The organism is Chryseobacterium sp. CG10_8 (assembly GCF_058117085.1).
Genome location: NZ_JBYVEB010000228.1, coordinates 1 through 1399, shown reverse-complemented (window position 1 = coordinate 1399; position 1399 = coordinate 1). Strand labels below are relative to the sequence as shown.

The 1399-nt window shown below is 35.3% G+C and carries 2 protein-coding genes; both read left to right on the top strand.

The window, feature by feature from the left end; genetic code table 11:
- Positions 1-34 precede the first annotated feature (34 nt).
- On the top strand, positions 35-793 hold the full coding sequence (locus tag AC4AGG_RS16425; protein ID WP_489773104.1) for an LOG family protein: 759 nt from the start codon (positions 35-37) through the stop codon (positions 791-793).
- A gap of 66 nt (positions 794-859) precedes the next feature.
- Positions 860-1348: a DUF6702 family protein gene (locus AC4AGG_RS16420; RefSeq protein WP_489773103.1), complete on the top strand. Its 489-nt coding sequence runs from the start codon at positions 860-862 to the stop codon at positions 1346-1348.
- Positions 1349-1399 lie beyond the last annotated feature (51 nt).

Genomic DNA, 1399 nt, shown 5'->3' with positions numbered 1-1399 from the left:
AAATTTTTATTAAACTAAAATTGTAGAAAACAAAATGACAAAAATAAAAAGAGGAAAAGGAATACCCAATCAATCCGCAGGAAATGATGTTGAACTTGACCAAAGATTAAGAAATCATTTCGAAGAAAAGACCTGGGATGAAGTCATTACCAAAGACAGCTGGATGGTTTTTAAGATCATGGCAGAACTGGTTGATGGATATGAAAAATTAGCTAAAATTGGCCCTTGTGTATCTATTTTTGGCTCAGCAAGGCTCAAGGAAGACAATAAGTATTATCAAATGGCTGTTGAAATCGCGGAAAAAATTACCAAAATAGGTTTCGGAATCATCACTGGTGGAGGCCCTGGGATTATGGAAGCGGGTAATAGGGGAGCAAGAAACGCTGAAGGGAAATCGATTGGACTCAATATCGAATTACCATTTGAGCAACATTTCAATCCATATATAGATAAAAATTACTCGATGGATTTCAATTACTTTTTCACCAGAAAGGTAATGTTTGTAAAATATTCGCAAGGATTCATTGTTATGCCGGGAGGATTTGGTACCTTAGACGAACTTTCTGAAGCGATGACCTTGATTCAAACTGGTAAAATTGCAAGGTTTCCCATCGTTTTAGTCGGCTCCGAATATTGGAATGGGCTTTTGGAATGGTTCCAAAATACCCTACTAAAAGACGGAATGATTGCGGAAGAAGACCTTAACTTATACAGAGTGGTTGATTCTGCAGACGAGGCAGTAGCGCATATCAAAGCGTTTTACGATAAGTACTCCATCCATGTCAACTTCTAATTGGCATGTTATTTGTGACTTAAAGCTTGAATTAATAAAATTTAATTTAAAATGATTATTAAAAAAATGAAACGATATTTATACATATTTGGAGTTATCTCGGTATTAGGCATCTTTGCTTTGATACTGAAAAGTTCGACAGGAGCAGACTTCTTCTCCTCTATGACCAAAGCTGATTATGTAGAAGGAAGCAAAACATTGAAGTTTACAACCAAGCTTAATTCTGCTCATGTTTTAGAAGTAACCAAGCTCAATCCTTCTTCAGAAGCTGCTTTCAATGAAGGGATGAAAAAGTTCATAGGCAGTAATTTTGATGTTTATGTTAATGGGGAGCAAAAAGCGCTTACTTTTTCGGCTAGTCAAGTTAGTGGAGAGACGGTTTGGGTATATTTTGAAGCTAGTGGAATTTCAGATATTAAAACTTTGAAAATTAAGAACACAATTTTCCTAAACAATTTCCCTAAACAACTTAACCTTGTCAATGTAGCCTACAAGGGACAACAGAAAACTATGAATTTCCAACGGGGCAAAGAGGTTAACGAAGTTGCGTTCTAAAGCGATAAAAATTATAAAATTTAATAAACCGATACAAAATATCGGTTTTTT

Excerpts from the sequence above, each read along its gene's own strand:
- AC4AGG_RS16425 (WP_489773104.1), top strand. The coding sequence starts at position 35 with ATGACAAAAATAAAAAGAGGAAAAGGAATACCCAATCAATCCGCAGGA.
- AC4AGG_RS16420 (WP_489773103.1), top strand. The coding sequence starts at position 860 with ATGAAACGATATTTATACATATTTGGAGTTATCTCGGTATTAGGCATC.